Source organism: Streptosporangium sp. NPDC050855 (assembly GCF_044456585.1).
GTDB classification, from domain to species: domain Bacteria; phylum Actinomycetota; class Actinomycetes; order Streptosporangiales; family Streptosporangiaceae; genus Streptosporangium; species Streptosporangium longisporum.
Genome location: NZ_JBITFY010000003.1, coordinates 502,427 through 525,552 on the forward strand (window position 1 = coordinate 502,427; position 23,126 = coordinate 525,552).

At 71.1% G+C, this 23,126-nt stretch carries 22 protein-coding genes; 11 read left to right on the top strand and 11 right to left on the bottom strand.

What is annotated here, in order from left to right; genetic code table 11:
- The first annotated feature begins 321 nt into the window (after window positions 1-321).
- The 4 genes from ACIBCT_RS10205 to ACIBCT_RS10220 are packed head-to-tail and all read left to right on the top strand — an operon-like array spanning window position 322 to window position 2,799.
- On the top strand, window positions 322-1,167 hold the full coding sequence (locus ACIBCT_RS10205) for an ABC transporter ATP-binding protein (protein ID WP_399187057.1): 846 nt from the start codon (window positions 322-324) through the stop codon (window positions 1,165-1,167).
- On the top strand, window positions 1,164-2,000 hold the full coding sequence (locus ACIBCT_RS10210; RefSeq protein WP_399187059.1) for an ABC transporter permease: 837 nt from the start codon (window positions 1,164-1,166) through the stop codon (window positions 1,998-2,000). Before ACIBCT_RS10205 ends, ACIBCT_RS10210 begins: the two co-directional genes overlap by 4 nt.
- Window positions 2,001-2,019: 19 nt before the next feature.
- Window positions 2,020-2,250 (top strand): helix-turn-helix transcriptional regulator, encoded by a 231-nt coding sequence (locus tag ACIBCT_RS10215; protein ID WP_344896321.1) that lies wholly within the window; start codon window positions 2,020-2,022, stop codon window positions 2,248-2,250.
- Between the two features lie 12 nt (window positions 2,251-2,262).
- Entirely contained in the window at window positions 2,263-2,799 is a 537-nt protein-coding gene (locus ACIBCT_RS10220) for a hypothetical protein (RefSeq protein WP_399187060.1), read from the top strand.
- 165 nt (window positions 2,800-2,964) lie between these two features.
- Here ACIBCT_RS10220 and ACIBCT_RS10225 read toward each other — a convergent pair whose 3' ends face one another.
- A complete protein-coding gene (locus ACIBCT_RS10225; RefSeq protein ID WP_399187061.1) occupies window positions 2,965-3,432 on the bottom strand; it encodes a GyrI-like domain-containing protein in 468 nt (155 codons plus the stop codon).
- Window positions 3,433-3,566: 134 nt separating this feature from the next.
- On the opposite strand from ACIBCT_RS10225, the gene ACIBCT_RS10230 reads away from it, so the two are divergent.
- Together ACIBCT_RS10230 and ACIBCT_RS10235 are read left to right on the top strand one after the other, a co-directional pair.
- Window positions 3,567-5,006, top strand: a complete 1,440-nt coding sequence (locus ACIBCT_RS10230) for a GuaB1 family IMP dehydrogenase-related protein (protein WP_399187062.1) — start codon at window positions 3,567-3,569, stop codon at window positions 5,004-5,006.
- A gap of 130 nt (window positions 5,007-5,136) precedes the next feature.
- Entirely contained in the window at window positions 5,137-6,030 is an 894-nt protein-coding gene (locus ACIBCT_RS10235; protein WP_399187063.1) for a general stress protein, read from the top strand.
- Window positions 6,031-6,095: 65 nt separating this feature from the next.
- Here ACIBCT_RS10235 and ACIBCT_RS10240 read toward each other — a convergent pair whose 3' ends face one another.
- From ACIBCT_RS10240 to ACIBCT_RS10250, 3 genes are all read right to left on the bottom strand, one after another.
- Window positions 6,096-7,046: a carbohydrate ABC transporter permease gene (locus ACIBCT_RS10240; RefSeq protein WP_399187064.1), complete on the bottom strand. Its 951-nt coding sequence runs from the start codon at window positions 7,044-7,046 to the stop codon at window positions 6,096-6,098.
- A 55-nt stretch (window positions 7,047-7,101) separates the two neighbouring features.
- Window positions 7,102-8,076, bottom strand: a complete 975-nt coding sequence (locus ACIBCT_RS10245) for a carbohydrate ABC transporter permease (protein WP_399187065.1) — start codon at window positions 8,074-8,076, stop codon at window positions 7,102-7,104.
- A 78-nt stretch (window positions 8,077-8,154) separates the two neighbouring features.
- Window positions 8,155-9,516 (bottom strand): ABC transporter substrate-binding protein, encoded by a 1,362-nt coding sequence (locus ACIBCT_RS10250; RefSeq protein ID WP_399187066.1) that lies wholly within the window; start codon window positions 9,514-9,516, stop codon window positions 8,155-8,157.
- A gap of 193 nt (window positions 9,517-9,709) precedes the next feature.
- On the opposite strand from ACIBCT_RS10250, the gene ACIBCT_RS10255 reads away from it, so the two are divergent.
- Together ACIBCT_RS10255 and ACIBCT_RS10260 are read left to right on the top strand one after the other, a co-directional pair.
- Complete coding sequence (locus ACIBCT_RS10255) at window positions 9,710-11,101, top strand: GH1 family beta-glucosidase (RefSeq protein ID WP_399187067.1); 1,392 nt, start codon at window positions 9,710-9,712, stop codon at window positions 11,099-11,101.
- On the top strand, window positions 11,098-12,093 hold the full coding sequence (locus ACIBCT_RS10260; RefSeq protein ID WP_399187068.1) for a LacI family DNA-binding transcriptional regulator: 996 nt from the start codon (window positions 11,098-11,100) through the stop codon (window positions 12,091-12,093). The genes ACIBCT_RS10255 and ACIBCT_RS10260 overlap by 4 nt, the downstream gene beginning before the upstream one ends.
- Window positions 12,094-12,109: 16 nt before the next feature.
- Here the strand turns inward: ACIBCT_RS10260 and ACIBCT_RS10265 are convergent, their stop codons facing one another.
- The 5 genes from ACIBCT_RS10265 to ACIBCT_RS10285 all read right to left on the bottom strand — a co-directional run bounded on the left by ACIBCT_RS10265 (window position 12,110) and on the right by ACIBCT_RS10285 (window position 18,106).
- A complete protein-coding gene (locus tag ACIBCT_RS10265) occupies window positions 12,110-13,105 on the bottom strand; it encodes a LacI family DNA-binding transcriptional regulator (RefSeq protein WP_399187069.1) in 996 nt (331 codons plus the stop codon).
- Between the two features lie 9 nt (window positions 13,106-13,114).
- Window positions 13,115-14,533, bottom strand: a complete 1,419-nt coding sequence (locus ACIBCT_RS10270) for a GH1 family beta-glucosidase (protein WP_399187070.1) — start codon at window positions 14,531-14,533, stop codon at window positions 13,115-13,117.
- A complete protein-coding gene (locus ACIBCT_RS10275; protein WP_399187173.1) occupies window positions 14,530-15,309 on the bottom strand; it encodes a carbohydrate ABC transporter permease in 780 nt (259 codons plus the stop codon). Before ACIBCT_RS10275 ends, ACIBCT_RS10270 begins: the two co-directional genes overlap by 4 nt.
- Window positions 15,310-15,467: 158 nt before the next feature.
- Window positions 15,468-16,439 carry a carbohydrate ABC transporter permease gene (locus ACIBCT_RS10280; RefSeq protein ID WP_399187071.1) on the bottom strand — a complete coding sequence of 324 codons (972 nt, stop codon included), beginning with the start codon at window positions 16,437-16,439 and terminating at the stop codon, window positions 15,468-15,470.
- A gap of 365 nt (window positions 16,440-16,804) precedes the next feature.
- Window positions 16,805-18,106 (bottom strand): extracellular solute-binding protein, encoded by a 1,302-nt coding sequence (locus ACIBCT_RS10285; RefSeq protein ID WP_399187072.1) that lies wholly within the window; start codon window positions 18,104-18,106, stop codon window positions 16,805-16,807.
- 488 nt (window positions 18,107-18,594) lie between these two features.
- On the opposite strand from ACIBCT_RS10285, the gene ACIBCT_RS10290 reads away from it, so the two are divergent.
- Together ACIBCT_RS10290 and ACIBCT_RS10295 are read left to right on the top strand one after the other, a co-directional pair.
- The gene (locus tag ACIBCT_RS10290; RefSeq protein WP_399187073.1) at window positions 18,595-18,969 is read left to right on the top strand and encodes an FKBP-type peptidyl-prolyl cis-trans isomerase; all 375 of its coding nucleotides are present in this window, start codon (window positions 18,595-18,597) and stop codon (window positions 18,967-18,969) included.
- 195 nt (window positions 18,970-19,164) lie between these two features.
- Entirely contained in the window at window positions 19,165-20,691 is a 1,527-nt protein-coding gene (locus ACIBCT_RS10295) for an ATP-dependent DNA ligase (protein ID WP_399187074.1), read from the top strand.
- 139 nt (window positions 20,692-20,830) lie between these two features.
- On the opposite strand, the gene ACIBCT_RS10300 is transcribed toward ACIBCT_RS10295, so the two are convergent.
- Window positions 20,831-21,421, bottom strand: coding sequence for a DUF1707 and DUF4870 domain-containing protein (locus ACIBCT_RS10300; protein WP_399187075.1), 591 nt, complete (start codon window positions 21,419-21,421; stop codon window positions 20,831-20,833).
- Between the two features lie 194 nt (window positions 21,422-21,615).
- On the opposite strand from ACIBCT_RS10300, the gene ACIBCT_RS10305 reads away from it, so the two are divergent.
- Window positions 21,616-21,954 (top strand): hypothetical protein, encoded by a 339-nt coding sequence (locus tag ACIBCT_RS10305; protein ID WP_399187076.1) that lies wholly within the window; start codon window positions 21,616-21,618, stop codon window positions 21,952-21,954.
- On the opposite strand, the gene ACIBCT_RS10310 is transcribed toward ACIBCT_RS10305, so the two are convergent.
- Window positions 21,933-23,042 carry a DUF4192 domain-containing protein gene (locus tag ACIBCT_RS10310; RefSeq protein ID WP_399187078.1) on the bottom strand — a complete coding sequence of 370 codons (1,110 nt, stop codon included), beginning with the start codon at window positions 23,040-23,042 and terminating at the stop codon, window positions 21,933-21,935. The genes ACIBCT_RS10305 and ACIBCT_RS10310 overlap by 22 nt on opposite strands.
- Between the last annotated feature and the right edge of the window lie 84 nt (window positions 23,043-23,126).

The following is a 23,126-nucleotide window of genomic DNA, read 5'->3' on the forward strand; positions in this document are numbered from 1 at the left end:
CGTCCCCTGCCGCGTTCTCGTGCGGGGAACGCGGCGGAGCACCCATGGGCCGTCGTTCGCCCTCCCCGGCGCCCTTCCGAGACCCCGGTGATCCCGGTGATCCCGGTGATCCCGGTGATCCCGGTGATCCCGGTGCCCCCGGTGATCCCGGGCCCCGGGCTTCCAGGCTCCCGGCGCCCTCCTGCCGCCCGGTGACCTCGGCTTCTCCGAGCCCCGGCGTCCCGTCGTTCCCGTAGCACCAGCGGTACCTCCAGCCGGAGGTGTACCGCTTTTCGTCGTACCTGTTGGCTTATGTGTAGTAGATGTACTACATTCATTCGCATGAGTACTGCGGTAAGCGTCCGCGAGCTGCGGATGACATACGGTTCCGCCGAGGTCCTGCGAGGCGTCGACCTGCAGATCCGGCGCGGCGAGATCTTCACCCTGCTCGGCCCCAACGGGGCCGGGAAGACGACCACCATCGAGATCCTGGAAGGCTTCAGGAACCGCTCGGCCGGCGAGGTGAGCGTGCTCGGGAGCGACCCGGAGCAGGCCACCGAGGCGTGGCGGGCCAAGCTGGGCATCGTCCTGCAGAGCTGGCGCGACCACGGCCGGTGGGGCGTCCGCGAGCTCCTGGGCCACATCGGGTCCTTCTACGACGACCCGCACGACCCGGACCGGCTGCTGGCCGACCTGGGCCTCACCGCCCAGGCCGACCAGCGGGTCAGCCGCCTGTCCGGCGGGCAGCGCCGCCGGCTGGACGTGGCCCTGGGCATCGTCGGCCGTCCCGAACTGCTCTTCCTGGACGAGCCCACGACGGGGTTCGACCCCGAGGCCCGGCGCGAGTTCCACCTGCTCATCGAGCGGCTCGCGGCCGACGACGGCATCACGGTGCTGCTGACCACCCACGACCTGGCCGAGGCCGAGAAGCTGGCGCACCGTACCGCGATCCTGGTGGGCGGCGAGATCGCCGTCTGCGGCACCCCGTCCGAGCTGGCGAGGCACGTGCAGACCGGTTCGCACATCCGGTGGGTCGAGGACGGCCGGGAGAGGGTCCTGCGCACCGAGGACCCGTCGCGGGCGGCCTGGGAGCTGCATCAGAGGTTCGAGGGGCCGGTGCCCGGCCTGGAGATCCGGCGCCCGTCGCTGGAGGAGAGCTACCTGGAACTGATCGGGAGGGCGGCATGAACGTCAAGGCACTGCGCATCGGGCTGCGACGCGGCTGGAGCGAGCACACGCACCTGCTCAAGGACCGCAGGGAGATGCTGAACACCCTGCTCGGCACGGTCGTCATCTTCGCCGGCCTGCTCGTGTGGATCGGCGACAACGAGGTCAAGGGGACCGGGGTCTCCATGAAGACGTTCATGACGGTGGGCTTCCTGGCCTTCACCGTCTTCTCCAACGGCGTGATGGCGCTGCCGATGGCCATCGCGGCCGACCGGGAGGAGGGCACGCTGCTGCGGCTGCGGACCGTCCCCGGCGGCGTCGGCGCCTACGTGGTGGGACGGAGCGTGACCGTCCTGGGCCAGATCGTCGTGCAGAGCGTGCTGATCCTGGCCATCGGCGTGGCCCTGGGCGGGGTCGCACCGCCCCGCGACTGGGCGACCCTGGCCTGGGTGCTGCTGCTGGGCACGGCCGCCGTGGTGCCGCTGGGCGCGGCCATCGGCTGCATGCTGCCCGGCCCCAAGACCGCCGCGGGGGTCCTGGCGCTGCCGATGATGGTGCTGATGGTCACCTCCGGGGTGATGCTCCCGATGACCTTCCTGCCCGAGGTGGCGCAGTGGATCTCCCAGGTCTTCCCGCTCTACTGGCAGGGGCTCGGCCTGCGGGCGGCCTTCCTGCCCGACACCATGCTCACCGCCGAGATCGGCCGGAGCTGGCGCCTGCCCATGGTGGGAGCGGTGCTGGCGGTCTGGGCGGTGGCCGGGACGCTGCTGGCGCCGCTGCTGATCCGCCGGGTCACCCGTCGCGAGTCCGGCTCGCGCCTCGCCGAGCGCAGGCTCGCCGCACAGGCCTCCTGAGTGCTGGGAGACTGCTGGGATGTCCGCCGAAGACGTGTACAACCGGATCTCGGTGCTGAGAGCCGAGCGTGGCATCTCACGCAAGGAGCTGGCCGCCGCGCTGGGGGTCCACTACCAGACGATCGGTTACCTTGAGCGCGGCGAGTACAGCCCGAGCCTGTTCCTGGCCCTGCGCATCGCCGAGCATTTCGAAGTCCCGTTGGAAGTCGTGTTCTCCCTCAGGCCGTTCCCGCGGCTGGGCAGTGGTTAGGCAGATGAGATCGTGAACGGTTGGAAAGAGAACTGGCGTCGGGCCCGCGTCGAAGCCCTGCAGCGCGACTACCTGCCCGGCTGGTACGCCACCCGGCGCCGCAGGCGGCTGCTCGCCGTCGCGGCGGCCTTCGGCGTCTCGCTGTTCTGGGTGGACGCGGCCGTGGCCTGGATCAGCGGTCCCGGCGACGGCCCCGTCCTGGTCAACATCGTGCTGCTGACGATCTCGCTGATCGTCTACCTGCCGGCCGTCAGCCTGCTCAACGTCGCCACCCGCGGCGTCGTGGAGCTGTCCGAAGGCGACCTGGACGAGCGCCAGGTCGGTGAGCGCCTGCGGGCCACCGCCCTCACCCACCGGATCATGACGGGCGTCCTGATCGTCCTCCTCGTCGTGGTCCTCGCGGTGGGCATACCCCAGAAGCGCGAGTTCTTCGTGCCGGGCGGGGCGTTCGTCCTGCTGACGATCGCGCTGTTCATGACCCACTTCGTGATGCCGCTGATCGTCTCCGGCTGGCGGCTGCCCGACCCGCCGCCCGACGACGACGCCTGAGTCGGACGGCGGGCGGACGGGCGCGGGTGGGCGCGGACGGGCGCCGGGCAGGGACCCGGCGCACGGCGCGTCGGAACCCGGCGGATCAGGACCCGGCGCGCGGAGCTCGGCGCATCGGGACCCGGCGCATCGGACTCGGCGGACGGGGACCCAGTGGATCGGGACTCAGCGGATCGGGGACAGCACCGCCGCGTAGATGTCGGCACCCCCGGGGTGGTGGATCTCCACGTCGGTGGTGAAGGCCCGCGGCGGGGTGCCGCCCGACTCGGTGTGCTTCCACAGCTGCTGCCAGGACTCCAGCAACGCGGCCGGCATCGGCCCCCGGGCCTCCAGCTTCAGCGACGGCACGCCGGGCACCCGGACGGCCACCATGCCCTCGGGCAGCGCGGCGGCGCTGCGCACGGCGACCCCCACGATCTGGGTGTAGGCGCCGTGGTGGTCGCTCTCGTAGTCGGTGAGCACCGCGTAGATGTTCTCGTCCACCCGGCCCGGCACGTGCGCGAACGCCCCCGGGGACCCCGCCCGCGCCCAAAGGGCGGTGAGCCTGCCCCTGCCCGGCTCCATCTCGTCGGCGTTCGACGTCCGTACGGCATGGCCTACGACGAGCATCTCGGGCCGGTCAACCACGATCACAGCGCCTCCTCATGGCCCTCCACTTATTCACGCAAACGGGATCTTAGCCGTCCGGTCCGACGAGACGGCCCTCTTGGAGAGGCGGAAACGGGGAACGCTCATTTCTGATAATTCACGGGATAAGGTGGATCAACGTGAGATTTCTCAATGGGATGACACCGGCCTACGACCTGACCTACAGCGACGTGTTCATGGTCCCCTCGCTCTCCGCCGTCGGTTCACGGCTCGCCGTCGACCTCTCCAGCCGGGACGGCACGGGCACCACCATCCCCATCGTGGTCGCCAACATGACGGCGGTGGCGGGGCGGCGGATGGCCGAGACGGTGGCCCGGCGAGGCGGGATCGCGGTGATCCCGCAGGACATCCCGATCGAGGTGGTCGCCGACGTCGTCGACTGGGTCAAGCGCCGCGACCTGGTCCACGACACACCGCTGACCCTCACCCCGCACGACACGGTCGGCGAGGCCCTGAACCTGCTGCCCAAGCGGGCCCATGGCGCGATCATCATCGTGGACTGGGACAACCGCCCGGCCGGTGTGGTCACCGAGAGCGACTGCGTCGGCGTGGACATGTACACGCAGCTCTCCCAGGTGATGTCCGACCACCTGCTCACGCTGCCCGCCGGGCTCGACCCGCGCCAGGCCTTCGACCGCCTGCACGAGGGCCGTCACCGGCTGGCCCCGGTGGTGGACGGCGACGGCCGCCTGGTCGGCATCCTGACCAGGACCGGCGCGCTGCGCGCCACCCTGTACCGGCCCGCGGTCGACGCCTCGGACCGGCTCCGCGTCGCCGCGGCCGTCGGCGTCAACGGGGACGTGGCCGCCAAGGCCAAGGAGATCCTCGAGGCCGGGGTGGACTGCCTGGTGGTGGACACCGCGCACGGCCACCAGGAGAAGATGATCGGCGCTCTGCGGGCGGTCCGCGCGCTGGACCCGGGCGTGCCCGTAGCGGCCGGCAACGTCGTCACCGCCGCGGGCGTACGCGACCTGGTCGAGGCCGGGGCCGACATCGTGAAGGTGGGCGTCGGTCCGGGGGCGATGTGCACCACCCGGATGATGACCGGGGTGGGCCGCCCGCAGTTCTCCGCCGTGCTGGAGTGCTCCACCGAGGCGCGCAGGCTGGGCCGCCACGTCTGGGCCGACGGCGGCGTCCGCCACCCCCGCGACGTGGCACTGGCCCTGGCCGCCGGCGCGGCCAACGTGATGATCGGTTCGTGGTTCGCAGGCACCTACGAGTCGCCGGGCGACACCCGTACCGCCGCGGACGGGCGCAGGTACAAGGAGAACTTCGGCATGGCCTCGGCCCGCGCGGTGCGGCTGCGCACGGCCGAGGACTCGCCCTTCGACCGGGCGCGCAAGGCGCTGTTCGAGGAGGGCATCTCCACCTCCAGGATGTACCTCGACCCGGCCATGCCCAGCGTGGAGGACCAGATCGACGCCATCGTGGCGGGCCTGCGCTCCTCGTGCACGTACGCGGGCGCCTCCACCCTGGAGGAGTTCCACGAGCGCGCGGTGGTCGGTGTGCAGAGCTCGTCCGGCTACAGCGAGGGCAAGCCGCTGCACCAGAGCTGGTGACCCTCCCGCCGGTACGCCGCCCCGGCGGGAGCGCACCGTCCCGGTGAGAGGGGGCGAAAAGGCGCGCATCGTCGGGCGGACGAAGGGTAGTCGGCCGGTGGCCCCATCCCCCATGCGAAAGGCGAGCGACATGAAAGAGACGCCCACCGGCCTGAACGACCAGGTCGTCGTGAACCGCAGGGTCCTCGCGGGATACGACAACTACCTGGCGGCGCAGCGGACCGTGGACGGCCTGTCCGACGCGGGGTTCCCCGTCGAGAACGTGGCGATCGTCGGCAGCGATCTCAAGCTCGAGGAGACCGTCACCGGCCGGATGACCAACGGACGGGCCGCCCTCACCGGGGCGGGCAGCGGCGTGCTCTTCGGCGCCGTGGTCGGCATGTTCCTCGGCCTGTTCACCTCGACCACGATGTCGTTCTTCATGCTCGTGCTCTGGGCGGCCCTGTGGGGGGCCGTGATGGGCGCCGCTTTCGGGTTCATCAACCACGTGTTCACCGGCGGCAAGCGGGACTTCGCCTCGCGCAGCGCGATCGTCGCCGGTCGCTACGACGTGCTGGTCGCGGCCTCGCACGTGGACCACGCTCGGGCCATCCTGGACTCGACCCCCGGTCCGGCCGACACCGTCGTGGTCGAGGTCCCCTCGTCCGCGGCCCTGTACGACCCGGCCGCGGCCACCTCTCCCGCCAACTCCGTCCCGCCACAGCCGACCGCCTCGGACTCCGCCACCGCGTCGTTCGCCTCTCCCGCCGGTTCCGACGTGCCCCCGCAGCCGTCGCTCTCGGACGTCTCCACCCGGCCGACCGTGCCCGCCTCGTCCATGCCGCGGATCGACCAGGACCTTCCCGGCGAGGCCGGCGCCCCGGCCGTCCCGGTCACCGGTGAGCACCTGACCCCGGCCCCGCAGGCCGCTTCGGACCGGCCCGCCCCGGCGCGGCCGGAGACCGCCGAGCCCCAGGTCCCCGCCCAGGGCACCTCCCCCGACCGGCCCGCCACGTCGGCCGCCCAGGACCGGCCCCGCTCCTGACCCATCGACGAGAACCCGGTGGGCGCCCGGGCAGGGCGCCCACCGGGGCGCGGGAGGAGGGCCGGTCAGCCCTTGACGCTGCCGGCCAGCAGGCCGCGGACGAAGTAGCGCTGCATCGACAGGAAGACGATCAGCGGGATGACCAGCGAGACGAACGCTCCCGAGGTCAGGCGCTGCCACTCGTTGCCCTTGGTCCCGGCCATCTGCGCCAGCCGTACCGTCATGGGGCCGCTCTCCGGGGTGCCGCCGGCGAAGATGAGCGCCACCAGCAGGTCGTTCCAGACCCACAGGAACTGGAAGATGGCGAAGGTGGCCAGCGCGGGCCCGACCAGCGGCAGGACGACGGTGCGCAGGACCTTGCCGTGGCTGGCCCCGTCCACCCGGGCCGCCTCCATCAGTTCGCCGGGCAGCTCGGACATGAAGTTGTGCAGCAGGAAGATGCCCAGCGGCAGCGCGAAGCAGGTGTGGGCGAACCAGACCTGGACGAACCGGGCCGGGCCCTCCAGCTCCCAGGCGGGCATGAGCTGGACGCCGAAGGCGGACACGCCCTCGGAGAAGAACGACAGCAGCGGCACCAGCGACATCTGCAGCGGCACGATCTGCAGCGCGAAGATGCCGATGTAGACCCACTCCCGGCCGCGGAACGGCAGCCAGGCCAGCGCGTAGGCGGCGAAGGTGGCCAGGGCCAGCGGGAAGAGCACCGACGGGATCGTGATGACGATCGAGTTGATCAGGAAGCTCATCATCTGGCCGGAGGACGAGGAGGTGCCGAACAGGACCTCCTGGTAGTTCTCCAGGGTGATCTGCGGGTCGGCGAAGAACGTCCACCACCCGGTGGTCTTGATCTGGTCCTCCGGGCGCAGCGAGGACAGCAGCAGCCCGAAGGTCGGGGTGGTCCAGAGCACCGCGATGACGATCGCGGTGGCGCTGGCGACCCGCCCGCTCAGCCGCCGGCGTACGCGCTGCGGTGCGGTCCCCACCTCGGGGCGCACCGCGGTCCGGGTCAACGTGGCCACGGGTCCTCCTTCGCCCGCCGCGTCCCGGCGGCGCCCTGACGGCGTGCTCGTCCGGTCATCGGAGGGCCTCCCTGCGCTGGCGGATCTGGTAGATCACGATCGGCAGCACCAGCACGAACAGGAAGACCGCCAGGGCCGCACCCCTGCCCGTCTCGCCGTACCGGAACGCCTGGTTGTACATCTCGTTGGCGATGACGCTGGTGTCGAACTGGCCGCCGGTCATGGTGCGGACGATGTCGAACAGCTTGAGGGTGGCGATCGACTGGGTGACCATCACCACGATCACGGCCGAGCGGATGGACGGCAGCGTCACCTGGAAGAACATCTGCGCCGGGGTGGTCCCGTCCAGCCTGGCGGCCTCGACGATCTCGGCGGGGATGCCCTTGATGGCCGCGGACAGCACCACGGTGGCGAACCCGGCCTGGATCCAGACCATGACCACGATCAGGAAGAGCGTGTTGAGCGGCGGCTCCTGGAGCCACTGCTGCGGCTCCCCGCCGAAGGCGACGACGAGCTGGTTGAGCAGGCCGATCTGGTCCTGCTCCTCGGAGCGGTAGGCGTAGACGAAGCGCCAGATGATGCCCGCGCCGACGAAGGAGATCGCCATGGGTAGGAAGACCAGCGACTTGGCGAGCGACTCGAACCGGGTGCGGTCCACCAGGACGGCGTAGAGCAGCCCGACCGTGGTCACCAGGATCGGGACGAGCAGCACCCACACGAGGGTGTTGCGCAGCACGGTGAGCGCCTCGGTCTGGGTGAACATCCAGGCGTAGTTGTCTGCGCCGACCCAGCTCTGGCCGTCGCCGCTCATGAACGACAGCATGGAGGTCCGGATGGCCGGGATGACCAGGCCGATGGTGAGCAGCAGCACGGCCGGCAGCAGCAGGATCGCCGCGTGCAGCCAGGCGCGGCGGCGCATCGGGACGCGGTCGACCAGGATCAGCACCACCGCGACCACGACGAGGAAGGCGGCGACGCCGATCAGGAGCTGGACGATTTTGGGAAGTTCGGCGGCGAAGTCGAAGTCCATCGGAGGATCTTTCGGAAGGATCGGACCGGGTGGGTGACGGCCCGGCCCCGCGGGGTGCGGGGCCGGGCCGTCGGTGGGTCAGGACTTCGGCCAGGAGGCCTCGATGTAGTCGAGGACCGTCTTGGTGTCCTTGCCGTTGATCCAGTCGGTCATGCCCTTCCAGAAGGTGCCGGCGCCGACCGCGGCCGGCATCTGGTCCGAGCCGTCGAAGCGGAAGGTCGCGTTCGCGTCCTGGAGCATCTCCATGGAGAGCTTGTCGATCGGGTTGCGCGCGTTGGCCGGGTCCACGCCCTTGCGGGCGGTGACGTAGGTACCCTGCTTCATCCGGGCCACCGGGAACTCGGCGGAGGCGAGGTAGGCCCGCACCGCCTGGACCTCGGGACGGTCGGCGAAGGCCACCACGAACTCGCCCGCGCCCAGCACCGGCTTCTTGGCCGGGTCGTTGCCGGGCAGGTAGAAGGCGAACACGTCGCCGTTCTCGGCGACCTCGGTGCCCTCGGGCCAGAAGTTGGCGTAGAAGGACCCCTGGCGGTGCAGGGCGCACTTGCCCTCGGTGATCGGGACGCCGCCCTCCTGGAAGGCGGTGCTGGCGATCGACTTGACCGGGCCGTAGCCGCCGTTGACGAACTTCTCGTTCTTGAGGATCGCGCCGACCTTGTCCACCGCGGCGCTGACCTTGGGGTCGTTGAACGCCAGCTTGTGGGTCACCCAGTCGTCGTAGCCCTCGGGGCCGATCTCGCGCAGCAGGATGTCCTCGATCCAGTCGGTGGCCGGCCAGCCGGTCGCCTCACCGGACTCGATGCCCGCGCACCACGGCTTGATGCCGGTGCCGGCGATCGTGTTGGTGAGCGTCATGAGCTCGTCCCAGGTCTTGGGGACGGTCCAGCCCTTCTCGCTGAACATCTTCGGCGAGTACCAGACGAGGGACTTCACGCTGGCGCCCAGCGGGGGTCCGTAGAAGACGCCGTCGACCGTGGAGTACTTGGCCCAGTCGGCCGACCAGCCCTCGGTGGCGAGCTTCTTGACCTCGTCGGGGGCCGGCTTGAGCTTGCCCGCCTTGGCGAAACGCTCCACGAGGCCGGGCTGGGGCATGAAGGCGATGTCGGGCGGGTTGCCGCCGTCCGCGCGGACCTGGATCTGGGCCTCGAACTCGCCGGTGCCCTCGTAGGTGATCTTCATGCCGACGCAGTCGGCGAAGGGCTTCCACGCCTGCTCGAAGCGGTCGGCCTCCACGTCGCGGATCGGCGCGTAGATGCTGACCTTCTTGCCCTCGTGCTTGCCGTACTTGGTGAATTCGGCGCATTCGGGGGCCGCGGCCGCGCTGCCGCCACCGTTCGCCGTGGTCTTGTTCTCGGTGGAGCCGCACGCGGTGGCGACCAGCGCCAACCCGATGCTGCCGGCCACCAGGGCGGCACGACGGGGCCGGGAGAGGAGCGACATGGAACCTTCCTCCATATGTACTTGCCGGGGAGCCTGAGAGCGCTCTCTGGAAGAATTGTCGGCACACAACGCAATGTCAACAACTGTGATATTACGGTTACAATCGCGTTTTTCTTGACATGATGGTTGCGGTACGGTGATGCTCCAGAGAGCGCTCTCACGCTATGGCCTAACAGAATGGGGCGGTGAGGACATGACCATGTCCGCCGAAAAGTCCTACGAACTTCAGGACTCCGGCGTGCTGAGGTTTCCCGAGGGCTTCGTCTGGGGGGCCGCCACCGCGGCCTACCAGATCGAGGGCGCCACCCGAGACGACGGCAGGGGCCCGTCCATCTGGGACACCTTCTCACGGACCCCCGGCAAGGTCCATGCTGGTCACACCGGTGACGTGGCGTGCGATCACTACCACCGCTACCGCGAGGACGTCGCGATCATGCGCGACCTCGGCCTGCACGCCTACCGTTTCTCCATCGCCTGGCCCCGCATCCAGCCCGACGGCTCCGGCCCGGTCAACCCGCGCGGCCTGGACTTCTACGACCGTCTCGTCGACGAGCTCCTCGGCGCCGGCGTCACCCCCGTCGTGACGCTCTACCACTGGGACCTGCCGCAGGCCCTCGAGGACCGTGGCGGCTGGACGAACCGGGACACGGCCCGGCACTTCGCCGACTACGCCGCGATCACGCACGCCAGGCTGGGCGACCGGGTCGAGACCTGGACCACCCTGAACGAGCCCTGGTGCTCGGCCTTTTTGGGGTACGCCTCGGGCATCCACGCCCCCGGCCTCGCCGACCCCGCGCTGGGCTTCGCCGCCGCGCACCACCTGCTGCTCGGCCACGGCCTGGCCACCGCGGCGCTGCGCGCCTCGGGCGCGGAGAAGGTCGGCATCACGCTCAACCTCGCCCCGGTCATCAACGACGACACCGCGGCCGACCGGGCCGCCGCCGAGATCGTCGACGGCCTGCAGAACCGGATCTTCCTGGACCCGGTGCTGCGCGGCGAGTACCCCGCCGACGTCGTCGAGCGGGCCCGGCGCTTCACCGACTGGTCCTTCGTCCAGGACGGCGACCTGGAGGTCATCGGCGCGCCCATCGACCTGCTGGGCATCAACTACTACACCCCGCAGACCGTGGCCGCCCGCCCCGGGGAGGCCGGCAACCCGGTCTTCCCCGGCAGCGAGGGCATCGCCTTCGGCGGGGCCGACGCGCCGAAGACCGCGATGGGATGGGCGGTCCAGCCGTTCGGCCTGACCGACCTGCTGCTGCGCCTGTCCCGCGACTACCCGGGCACCCCGCTGATGATCACCGAGAACGGCGCGGCCTTCGACGACACCGTCGAGGACGACCGGGTGCACGACACCGACCGGCTGTCCTACCTCGACGGGCACCTGCGCGCCGCGCACGCGGCCATCGAGGGCGGCGCGGACCTGCGGGGGTACCTGGTCTGGTCGCTGCTGGACAACTTCGAGTGGGCCGAGGGCTACAACAAGCGCTTCGGGGTGGTGCACGTCGACTACGGCACCCAGCGCCGCATCCCCAAGGACAGCGCCCGCTGGTACGGCGAGGTCGTCCGCCGGAACGGGCTGTGAGAGCGCGTCCGACCCTGGAGAAGGTGGCCGCCCGGGCCGGTGTGTCCCGGGCGACCGCCTCGCGCGTGGTCAACGGCTCCACGCGCGTGGCTCCGCAGATCCGCGAGGCGGTCACCCGTGCCGTCGAGGAGCTGGGGTACGTGCCCAACCAGGCCGCGCGGAGCCTGGTCACCCAGCGGTCCGACTCGATCGCCCTGGTCTTCCCCGAGCCGGCCACCCGCGTCTTCTCCGACGACCCCACCTTCGCCGGGATCATCCGCGGGGTCAGCCTGGAGCTGGAGGAGGCCGACAAGCAGCTCGTGCTGATGCTCACCGACACGGCCGGCGGCTACCAGCGGGTCGAGCGCTACGCCACCAACGGCCACGTCGACGGGGTGGTCATCGCGTCCATGCACGGCACCGACCCGCTGCCCGGCGTCCTGGCCAGGCACGGCGTGCCGGTGGTCTGCAGCGGCCGTCCCGGCGTGCCCAGCAGCCTGCCGTACGTGGACATGGACAACGTCGGCGGTGCCCGGCGGGCGGTGCGGCACCTGGTGGAGCGGGGCCGCCGCCGGATCGCGGCCATCGCGGGACCGCAGGACATGATCGCGGGGATCGACCGGCTGACCGGCTACCGCGAGGTGCTGCGCGACTCCGACCGCCGCTCGATCATCGCGGTGGGCGACTTCACCCGCGACTCCGGGACCGCGGCCATGCGCCAGCTGCTCGCCGACGACCCCGAGATCGACGCGGTGTTCGTGGCCAGCGACCTGATGGCGCTGGGCGCGCTGCTCGCCCTCCGCCAGGCGGGACGACGGGTCCCCGACGACGTCGCGGTGGTCGGCTTCGACGACATCCCCGCGGCGTCCTACACCGAGCCGCCGCTGACCACGGTCAGGCAGCCGACCCTGGAGATGGGACGCCGGCTGGCCCGCATGGTGCTCGGCCAGGAGGAGGGGACCCAGGTGGTCCTGCCCACCGAGCTGGTCGTACGGGGGTCCACGACGCCCTGACCACCGGCCCGGGAGCCTACGACGACGACCTGACCACCAGCTCGGTGGACAGGATCACCGGTTCGGCGCTCTCCCCCTCCAGCAGGGCCAGCAACAGCCGGACCATGGTCGCGGCCTGCTCGGCGTGCGGGTTGCGGACGGTGGTCAGCGGCGGGTCGGTGTAGCGGGCGGCCTCTATGTCGTCGTAGCCCACGATCGCGATGTCGTCCGGGACCCGCCGCCCGATCTGGCGGAGCGCGTGCATGGCGCCGATCGCCATCAGGTCGTTGGCGGCGAAGACCGCGTCGATCTCCGGGTCGTCGGCGAGCAGCTGGCGCATCGCGACCGCGCCGGACTCCCGGGTGAAGTCGCCCACCGCGATGATCGAGCGGCGGTCGGAGTCGCGCAGCGTCTCGCGGTAGCCGGTCAGCCGGTCCTGCCCGGCGATCATGTCCAGCGGCCCGGCGATCGTGGCGATGCGCCGCCGTCCGCGTTCCAGCAGGTGGCGTACGGCGGTGGCGGCACCGGCGACGTTGTCGCCGTCGACGTAGGGCATCTCGACCGGCACGGCCGGGCGCCCGTAGGAGATGACCGGGACGCGCAGCCGGGTGAGCGCGACCGGCAGCGGGTCGGCGCCGTGGCTGGAGACGAGCATGACGCCGTCCACGTGGCCGCCGGCGACGTAGTTCTCCACCCGGGCGTGGCTCTCGGGGGACCCGGCCAGCAGCAGCACGACCTGCTTGTTGACGGCCTCCAGCTCCAGGCTGACCGAGCGGATCACGGTGGAGAACATCGGGTCGTCGGAGAACACCCGGTGGGGCGACTCCGAGACGACCAGCGCGACCGAGTTGGTCCGCTGGGTGGCCAGGTTCCTGGCCGCCCCGTTGGGAACGTAGCCCAGCTCGTTCACCGCGCGCATGACCAGGTCCCGGATGTCGGCCGTGACCGTGGTCTGGCCGTTCACCACCCGGGAGACGGTCGACCGGGAGACCCCGGCTCGGGCGGCGACCGCCTCCAGGGTGGGTCGTCTCATCGTGCTCTCCTACAGTCCGTTCCGCGCGATGACCTCGCGGTACCACAGCGCGCTGTCCTTGAGCAGGCGCCGCTGGGTGGCGAAGTCGACGTGCACTATGCCGAACCTACGCCGGTACCCCTCGGCCCACTCGAAATTATCCAGCAGCGACCACACCAGGTAGCCCCGTACGTCGGCCCCGTCGGCGATCGCGGCGTGCACGGCGCGCAGGTGGCCGTCCAGGTAACCGGTCCTGCGCTCGTCGTGGACGCGCCCGTCCTGGACCACGTCGTCGAACGCCGCGCCGTTCTCGGTGATCATAAGGCCGATCTCGGGATAGTCGTCGGACAGGCGCACCAGCAGCCGGGACAGGCCGGTGGGCACGATCGGCCAGCCCATGGCGGTGGCCGGAACACCGTCGGCCGGGCAGAACCGGACGTCCTCGCTGCCCGGCCACGCCGCGTCCGCCGCCAGGCCGGGCCCGGCCTCCACGACGCACGGGTTGTAGTAGTTGATGCCCAGCACGTCGATCGGCTGGTTGATGATCTCCAGGTCGCCGTCCCGGACGTGGTCGAGGCCGCCGTTGCGGCCGACGATCTCCAGGAACGCGGCCGGGTACTCCCCGCGCAGCGCGGGCTCGGTGAACTGCCGCACCAGCAGGGTGTCGATCCTGGCGACCGCCTCGGCGTCCGCCTCGGACGGCTCCGCGCCCGGGTCGTCCACCTGGGCGGGGGTGATCACCGGCGAGAGGTTCAGCACCAGCGAGATCTCCCGCGCGCCGGCCTCGCGCAGGGCCCGCGCGGCCAGCCCGTGCCCGAGCATCAGGTGGTGGGCCGCCCGGAACGCCGCGGCGGCGTCGGTCCTGCCCGGGGCGTGCACCCCGTTGCCGTAGCCGAGGAAGGCCGCCACCCACGGTTCGTTGAGGGTCGTCCAGTGCCCGACCCGGTCCCCCAGCCGCTCGTACACGGCCGCGGCGTACTCGGCGAAGCGGTGGGCGGTGTCGCGCTCGGGCCAGCCGCCCGCGTCCTCCAGCGCCTGCGGCAGGTCCCAGTGGTAGAGGGTGGCGTACGGCGTGATGCCCGCCGCGAGCAGCCCGTCCACCAGCCGGTCGTAGAAGTCCAGGCCGCGGGCGTTGACCGGGCCGCCGCCGCCCGGCCGGACCCGGGGCCAGGCCACCGAGAAGCGGTAGGCGGCCAGGCCCAGCTCGCCCATCAGGGCGATGTCGCCGGCGTGGCGGGCGTAGTGGTCGCACGCCACGTCGCCGGTGTCGCCCCCGGCGACCTTGCCCGGCGTACGCGAGAAGGTGTCCCAGATCGAGGGCTCGCGGCCGTCCTCGTGCACCGACCCCTCGATCTGGTAGGACGCGGTGGCCGCGCCCCAGACGAAACCGGTGGGGAAGTCGGCACGCCCCTGCGTGAGGGTGGCCCCCCGAGTGCCCACGACGGTCATCCCTTCACCGCTCCCTGCATGATTCCTCCGATGATCTGTTTGCCGAGCAGGGCGAACACCACGACCAGCGGCAGCGTGCCGAGGGTGGTGCCCGCCAGGCCGAGTACGTAGTCGTTGACGTATCCGCTGGCCAGCGTGGACAGGGCGACCTGGACCGTCGGGTCCTCGGGGGTCAGCACGACCAGCGGCCAGAAGTAGTCGTTCCAGACCGACATGAAGGTGAGCATGCCGAGCACCGCGGCGGCCGGGCGCGCGGCCGGGAGCACCACGTGCCAGAACAGGCCCCGGGTGGTGCAGCCGTCGACCCGGCCGGCCTCCAGCAGTTCCGTCGGCAGGGCCCGCGACAGGTACTGGGTCATGAAGAACACGCCGAACGCGTTGACGAGCGCGGGCACGATCAGCGCGTACATGGTGCCGGTCCACTCCAGCTTCACCATCAGCATGTACAGCGGGATGATGCCGAGCTGGGTGGGGACCATCATGGTCGCCACGGTCAGCAGGAGCAGGATGTTCCGGCCGCGGAAGCGCAGCTTGGCGAAGGCGAACCCGGCCAGCGTGGAGAAGAACATCACCGCGATCGCGACCGAGCCCGCCACCAGGACGGAGTTGAGCATCGCCAGGGCGAAGGGCACGGTGTCGAAGACGCGGGCGACGTTGGCGAAGAAGTTGCCGCCGGGCACCAGCGGCGGCGGCACCTCGGCCAGCGCGGCGTTGTCCCGGGAGGCCACCACCACGCTGTAGTAGAGCGGCAGCATGGAGAAGAACGCCACGGCCATGAGCGTCAGGTAGGTGAGCCTGCGGGCGGCGTCGGAGCGACGGCCCCCGGGGCCGCCGGACCCGCGGCGGGCGGGGGGCGCGTCCGGCACGGAGGCCGGGGCCCGGACCGGTGCGTGGGCGGGCAGATGGGCCGGGACGGGGCTCGGGGTGGGCGCGCTCACGTCAGCCCTCCCTTCGCGCGACGGGTGAGCAGGTAGTTGACGCCCGCGACCACGACGATGAAGACGAACATCATCCAGGAGATGGCAGAGGCGTAGCCCAGGTCGAGCTTGGTGAAGTTCTCGTAGATGAGCAGCGCGAGCGTCTGGTACTGCCGGTCCGCCCCGCCGGAGATGCTGTACGAGCCGAACAGCAGCGGCTCGGCGAGGATCTGCATGGCGCCGATCGTCGAGGTGATGACGACGAAGATGATCGTGGGCCTGATCATCGGAACGGTGATCTTGCGGAGCTGGGTCATCCCGCTGGCCCCGTCGATGGTGGCCGCCTCGTACAGCTCGCGCGGCACGGCCTGCATGGCCGCCAGGAAGATCAGGGCGTTGTAGCCCGTCCACCGCCACATGATCATGATGGAGATGGCGGAGTGCGAGGTCAGCACGCCCTCGTTCCAGGCGACGCCCTCGACCCCGAAGAGCGAGAGCATCCAGTTGATCATGCCGAAGTCCCGGCCGAACAGCTGGCTGAAGATGACCACCACGGCGACCACGCTGGTCACGTTGGGCAGCAGCATCGTGATGCGGAAGAAGGTCTGGGCCCGCAGCGGCCGGTTGAGCAGGTGGGCCAGCCAGATGGCCAGCAGCAGCTGCGGCACGGTCGAGAGCACCCCGATGGACAGGGTGTTGAAGGTGGCGTTCCAGAAGTAGTCGTCGGCGAGCAGCGTGCGGAAGTTGTCCAGGCCGACGAAGGTCTGCTCGTCCGACAGCAGCGTCCACTCGTGCAGGCTCACCCAGGCGGTGTAGGCCAGCGGGAACAGCCCGAAGGCGGAGAACAGCAGGAAGAACGGGGCCACGTACGCGTACGGCGAGCCCTTGACGTCGAGCTGATGGACCAGGTGGCGGCGGAGGCTGCGGCGAGGTCGCACCGGTCTGTTCGGCGGGACCGCCGCCAGGCGGTCGGGAGCGCGGGTGGCCACGGCGGCTCCTTTCGGCGAGTCGTTGGGGGGCGGGGGCGGGCCGCTCGCCGGGTACGGGAGGGCCGTCGCCGGGACGGGCGCCCGGAGCGCCGGACGGGGGCGGTCTCCACCCGCCCGGCGGACCCGGCAGGCCGTTGCCGGCCGGGCGGGTGTCCTGGTCCGTCGGACGGGTGTTCTCGTTCGTCGGGCGGGTGTTCTCTCGTCCGTCCGGCGGTCTCTCGTCCGTCCGGCGGTCTCTCGTCCGACGGGCGGGTTTCTCGTCCGACGGGCGGGCGGGTCCGTCGGGCGGGTGCCGGACCTCGGACGGGGGCCGGATCCGTCGGGCGGGTGGCCGGCCGGTGCGAGCCCGGCCGGCCGGAGCGGGACTACTTGATCCGGCTGACGTCCTTGAGCGCCTGGGTCCAGGCCTCCTCGGCGTTCTGCTTGCCCTGCTCGATGCGCTGCAGGCCGTTGTTGAACGCCAGCAGGACGTCACCGGCCTTGGGACCCGCGGGCTGGGGCTTGAGCGCCTTGGCCGCGTCGGTGAAGATCTTGCCGATCGGCGCGTTGCCGAAGTACGGGTTGACGTAGTCCTTCACGGCCGGGTCGTCGTACAGCGCGGGCAGCGAGGGCAGCGCGCTGGCCTCCTTGAAGAGCTTGATCTGGCTCTCCTTGCTGGTCAGCAGGTCGATCAGCGCCGCGGCCTCCTTGGGGTGCTTGCCCTGCTTGGGCAGCATCAGGTGGGTACCGCCCTGGTTGCCGCCGCCCCCGGGCACCGCGGCGATGTCCCAGGTGCCCTCCCCGGGCTTCTGGTCCTTGATCGTGCCGGTCTTCCAGGCGGGGCAGACCATGGTGGCGAAGGTGCCCTTGGCGATCCCGGTGTTCCACGGCGGCGTGAACGCGGCGAGCTCGGCCGACAGCCCGCTGTCGATGATCTTCACGGACATGTCGTACGCCTTGCGCACCTCGGGGTTGGTGGCGGCGACGATGTTGTACTGGGCGTCGTAGAACCCGACGGGGGCCTGCTCGACCATGGCGCGGAAGTGCTCACCGGGGGCGTCGGTGAACTTGGCGCCCTCGACCTTGGCGTCGACGAACTTCTTGCCGGTCTCGACGTAGGCGTCCCAGGTGGGCCAGAGCGCCGACACCTCGTCGCGCTCGGTGGGCAGACCGGCCTTCTTGAACAGGTCGGGGCGGTAGCACATGGCCAGGCCGCCGACGTCGGTGCCCAGTCCCATCAGCGAGGAGCCGTCGTTGGAGACGCCCAGCTTCCACTTCCAGTCCAGGTACTCGCCCTGCCGCTTGTCCAGGCCGTATTCCTTGAGGTTGTGGAACTTGGCGGGCACCGGCGTGAAGGCGCCGATGTAGCCGCCCTCGACCGCGACCACGTCGGCGGCTCCCGCGCCGGTGGTCAGCTGGGTGATGAGGTTGGTGTGGTGGTCGTTGAACTGCGCCCGGCGTTCCACGATCTCCACGTTGGGATGGGTCTTCTTGAACTCCTCGTACAGCGGCGCGTAGTGGAAGTCGCTGAACAGCCCGACGGTCAGCTTGATCTTCTCGGCCGGCTGGGAGGCCGTCCCGCCGCTCCCGGCGCCGCCACCGCTGTCACCGCCGCAGGCGGTCAGGCCGAGGGCCAGGGCTGAGACGGCGACCATCGAGGTGAGGAACCGGTGGCGTGAGTTACGCATGGAACCCTCCCAGGGTTCTCATAAGTGATCATGGAGAGAGCGCTCCCTGAGCAGATTGATACCAAGCGCCGGACCTGTCAACGGCCCCCCGGGCCCGACGGGGCCACTCGGCACCCGTCCGATGGAGAGCGCTCTCCAAGGTCATTCGATGTTTCAGCAGCTCAGAAGGCATCGAGGGAGTGAACCGGAGAGAATCCGGAGCGGTCCATCGAAGGAAGGTCACATTAAGGTCGCGTTTCCTCTGTGTTCCACCGGGACGGACGGGTCCTTGACACCGGCCGGTGACAGCGTCACTCTCTGATTCAGAGAGCGCTCCCTGACGTCTCTCCGCGGTTCCGCATCCGCCGCCGGCCCTGGCCCGCGGCGCGGGCCCGCGTGCGCGACGCGAGTGCCACTCCGTCCCCCTGTCCCCCCTGGTGGTCCCGGACCCCGTAGAGTCGTCCGGCAGCCGGAAACCGACCGGCGCGCACCCAACCGAGGAGAGACACGTGGCACTGGAGAAGCCGGAGATCGACTTTCCGGAGGGCACCCCGCCGTCGGAGCTGGAGATCGTCGACATCGTCGTAGGGGACGGCCCGGAGGCCACGCCGGGGCAGCAGGTCACCGTGCACTACGTCGGCGTCGCCTTCTCGACGGGCGAGGAGTTCGACGCGTCGTGGAACCGGGGTGACACCTTCCAGTTCCCGCTGGGCGGGGGCCGGGTCATCGCGGGCTGGGACCAGGGTGTCGCGGGCATGAGGGTCGGCGGCCGCCGCCGCCTCACCATCCCGCCGCACCTGGGCTACGGCAACGCCGGCGCGGGCAACCGCATCAAGCCGGGCGAGACGCTCATCTTCGTCGTGGACCTGCTCGGCGTGAGCTGACGCCCCGGGTTCGCGAACGGCACGCACGGGCCGCTCCCCCGACGGGGGGGCGGCCCTGCGCGTTCCGGGCCCCTGTTCGCGCGCCTTCCCTCCCCGGTACGTCCCCGCCGACCTCGGGCGGCGCGGCGGGACGACTCGGAAAAAGCAGGGCCCGACCTCACCGAAATGTCGCCCGCAGCTCTTAGGCTGGCCCATGTGTTGTTGATCGATCTCGCACGCACCTCTGCGGCCGTGACCGCCGGTTCCGCCCGGCTGGCGAAGATCGCCCACCTGGCGGAGCTGCTCGGCCGGGTCGAGCCGGACGAGGCGGAGATCGCCATCGCCTACCTCTCCGGCGAGCTGCCGCAGCGCAACGTCGGCGTGGGCTGGAGAAGCCTGCAGGACCCGCCCGAGCCGCGGCTGGCCGCCACCGCCACACTCCGCGAGGTCCACGACCGCCTCGACCGGGTCAAGGCACTGACCGGGCCCGGCTCACAGGGCGCGCGCAAGGCGCTGCTCGCCGAGCTGTTCGGTTCCCTGACCCGCCAGGAGCAGCTCTTCCTGACGCGGTTGCTGCAGGGCGAGCTGCGACAGGGCGCGCTCGAGGGTGTGATGATCGAGGCCGTCGCGAAGGCGGCCGGGGTGCCCGCGGCCGAGGTCAGGCGGGCCCTGATGCTCCGCGGCTGGCTGCCCGCCGTCGGCGCCGCCGCGCTGAGCGGCGGGATCGAGGCGTTGCGCGCCTTCCACCTGGAGGTCGGCCGGCCGGTGTCGCCGATGCTCGCCCAGAGCGCCGTCTCCATCGAGGCCGCGTTCGACAAGCTCGGCGGGCCCGCCGCGGTCGAGTGGAAACTCGACGGTGTCAGGATCCAGGCGCACCGTGCGGGCGACCGGGTCTCGGTCTTCACCCGGACGCTGGACGACATCACCGCGCAGGTGCCCGAGCTCGTCGAGGCGGTCGGCGCGCTGCCCTCGTCCGATCTGGTGCTGGACGGCGAGGTCCTCGCGATGCGCGCCGACGGCCGCCCCGAGCCCTTCCAGGTCACCTCCGGTCGCGTGTCCAGCCGCACGGACGTGCAGCGTGCCCGCGAGAGGGTCCCGCTGAGCGTCTTCTTCTTCGACGCGCTACGGGCCGACGGCGCCGACCTGCTCGACCTGCCCGGCGAGGCGCGCCATGCCGCCCTGGCCCGGGCCGTGCCTCCCGAGCTGATGACCCCCCGCCTGGTCACCGCCGACGTCGCCGACGGCGAGACGTTCTTCAAGGACGCGGTCAGGAGCGGGCACGAGGGCGTGGTGGTCAAGTCGCTGCTGACGCCCTACGCCGCCGGACGGCGCGGGGCCGGCTGGATCAAGGTGAAACCCCGGCACACGCTCGACCTCGTCGTCCTGGCCGTCGAGTGGGGCAGCGGCCGCCGCGAGGGCCTGCTCTCCAACCTGCACCTGGGCGCCCGGGACCCGGAGACCGGCGGATTCGTCATGCTCGGCAAGACCTTCAAGGGACTGACCGACGAGCTGCTCGCCTGGCAGACCGAACGCCTCCTCGCCATCGCGGAGGGCCCGACCGACGGGTGGACGGTCACCGTTCGTCCCGAGCTCGTCGTCGAGATCGCCTTCGACGGCGTGCAGCGCTCCAGCCGCTACCCCGGCGGTGTGGCGTTGCGCTTCGCCAGGGTCATCCGCTACCGCTCCGACAAGACGGCCGACCAGGCCGACACCGTGGAGATGGTCCGCTCCCTCATGCTCTGACGACCCGCCCCCGACGGCCCCCTCCCGTGGGGGGCATACCCCTGCCCCAGGCCCCCGCCCCTCAGGCCCCCAGGCCCCGGCAGATGACCGGCCGGTCGGCCGTTCCCCGCCCCCCCGGCACGGGCGCGGTGTGCCGGACTCACTTCACCAGGCGCACCGTGAAGGGGTAGCGGAAGTCGCCGTCACTCGCTCCCGCGACCCCGCCGATCACCGACAGGACCACGCCGCCGATCCAGAGCAGGGGGGTCAGCACCGCGCCCACGATCGTCGCGACCAGCAACACGGTCACCGCGATCAACGTCAGCTGGAAGTTGAGAGCCTCCACCGAGTGGGCGCGGACGTAGGGCGAGTTCTTTCCCGCGGTGAACATCAGGACCAGCGGCCCGAGGACTGGCAGGCCCGCCAGCGGAAGCAGGTGTGCCAGGGCCGCGCCCAGACGCTCCCCACCCGTCTCTCCCCGTCCGACCATGCCTCCCTGACGCATGAACGCCGACCGGCCGTCGACGGGCGGGTAGAGGACAGGGTGTGCCGGATGCCCGCCGTACAGCTCGTTCATGATCGGAATCAGGTCGCCGTGCACGCGGGCCGTCATCGCCCGCTCCAGCCGGTCCTCGAATTCGATCCTGTCGAGCCTTCCCTCCGCATAGGCGGTCTTGACGTGCTCGACCACCTGCTCACGATCCTGGTTGCCCACCCGGAGTGTGGGGTGATCGGGTCGCAGACCCGCCACCGGCACTCTCCCGTGCCCCGGGCCCGCTGGTGTCACTGTGCCTGCCATGAGACCGATACCCTTTCGTCGCCTCTTCCCTTTCGATACTGGCCCGGATTGTCGCCTCGGCACATCAGGATGAACCCCCATAGGCCCCTGAGACGCACCCCTGGCATTCGTGCCGGGGAACAAGCAGGAGAGGTATACAGGGAGACATGAGATGGCGAGATCGCTATGGGTTGAGGCGCCTGCGCGGGCCGAAGATCGCCAAGTTCGATCGCGAGGCGACCGACGCCGACATCGAGGCGCTCATCGCCTTCGCGAAGTCGCGTCGCGGTGTGGAGTTCTACGTCGAACCCGAGACGTTCGCGACGGACACCACGGCGGTGGCCGTCGCCGACGACGGTGAGTGGACCCGGCGACGGGTCGGCTCCCCCGCGGTGATCGGCAAGGTGGCACGCGGCCTGTCCCTGCCCGTCTACGACGTTCAACTGACCGGTTATCCGGCTCGGATGAGGGCCTACAACGAACGTCAGCGGCGCGCGGAAGGCTGAGCCGGCACACCGGCGGTCACGGCCCTGCGGCCTGGGCCGCCGGTATCGTCGAGCAACACGGCCATCGGCAGCAGCCAGGCCATCCTGGGAACGCCCATCTCCTGGTCGAGGTCCTCCGGGCTGGGCATCCTGTCGTTGAGGGCATGCGGCGGGACCAGCGTGCGGATGGCGTGCAGGAGCAGGTTCGCCATGGAGTAACCGGGGTCGGCGTCGTGCGCCCGGCCGAGGGCGACGCCCGCGAGCGCGGAGTCGCCTCGGCGCCAGGCGACCAGGCCGAGCAGCGAGGCGACCGGTGGCACGAACCTCGGCTCCAGGCGCCGGGTGAGGTCGTGCCACAGCTTGAGGTGGACGTCGTGGTCGTCATCGGTGATCAGCGCCCATGCCTCGTCCCGGATCCTGATCACCGCCAGGTCGAGCCCCAGCCGGGCCGCCTGGTCGTCGTCGAGCCGTCCGCCCGAGGCGTGGACGGCGATCGCCTCACGGACCCTGGCCATGCCGTCCGCGACGAACTCCGCCGCGAACCCGTCGGCGTCGCGGCACCCGGCGAGCCTGTCGCGCATCTCCCGCGTGACGCGGGCTGTCGCCTCACGGATGGCCGCCCGCTCGGAGCCGGTCACCGGATCGAGCGAGCGCTCCAAGGTCCGCCGGTCCGGAAGGGCGACCAGCCCTTGCAGGGTCGCCTCGGCGGCCACCGCGCCGGCACGCCGCTCGTAGGGCGTGCCGTCGACCGGGCAGCAGTCGCTCCGCGAGCAGCCGTACGACCAGTAGCGGCCCTGCTCCACCCGGAGCGCGTCGACGACGGTCAGCCTCCCCGCGCGGAAGAGCGCCACGGCCGCGTCGACGGCCGGGGTGACCAGAGGGCCGGGGCCGTACCCGACCACGACGACCTCGGTCACCCCCTCCTTCCTGAAGAGGGGGACGACCTGGCCGAGCCCGTCGGGCGGCAGCGGCAGATCCCATCGGACGGTGAGGTGCAGCCTGCTCGTCGCCGGGCCGCCGGTGAGGCCGATGACGACGAGGCTCTCGGCCGGATGGAACCCCAGCAGGTAGGGAACGGCCCCCAGGACGTCCTCGGTGGAGCCGAGCATGAGCCGTGGCGGCGGTGACGCCGAAGCCCTTGCGGGCCGCGGGGAGGCCGCTGGTCGCGGCGGGTCCCCGGGTTTCGAGGGATG